Here is a 432-nt window from a genome sequence, read left to right as displayed (position 1 = left end):
ACGGACCTTGAGAAATTCGTAGATGCTCGCTTGTTGCGCCTCGCTGGTCTCGTCCCGCAGCGCCTGGATATCCGCATCCGTTGCGCTCAAGGCCTGCAGCCGCGAGTCGTTGACGTCGTACAAGGACTGGATGTAAGCGCCGCTCAGGTACTGGGCCTGGCGCTTGTCATCCGCACTCCACTGCTCGATCCAGTCCGCCACTTTCAACTGGGCCGCGGCCAGATCGCGCATCACGCCGATGTCGTCGCGCAGCACCAGAAACAGGTAATCATCCTGGTAAGCACCGAGCACCTTGCTGGTCAGTGCTTCAATCGCCGTGTCCTCGAACAGCGACTGGTCTTCCCAGTGGTAGGGCCGTTTCTCCTCGGGGTTGGCGCCGTCGGGAAAGGCTTTGGACGGCGGCAGTTGGGTGACGCCGGCAGCATCGGCCAC

1 pseudogene is annotated in these 432 nt (G+C 62.3%); it reads right to left on the bottom strand.

Annotation, left to right across the window (positions count from 1 at the left end):
• Positions 1 to 432, bottom strand: a pseudogene (locus NPS47_RS25425) (hypothetical protein); the annotation flags it as partial.

This window comes from Pseudomonas putida, assembly GCF_028682475.1.
In the GTDB taxonomy this organism is placed as follows: domain Bacteria; phylum Pseudomonadota; class Gammaproteobacteria; order Pseudomonadales; family Pseudomonadaceae; genus Aquipseudomonas; species Aquipseudomonas putida_AG.
This window is presented reverse-complemented; position numbering and strand designations above follow the sequence as displayed.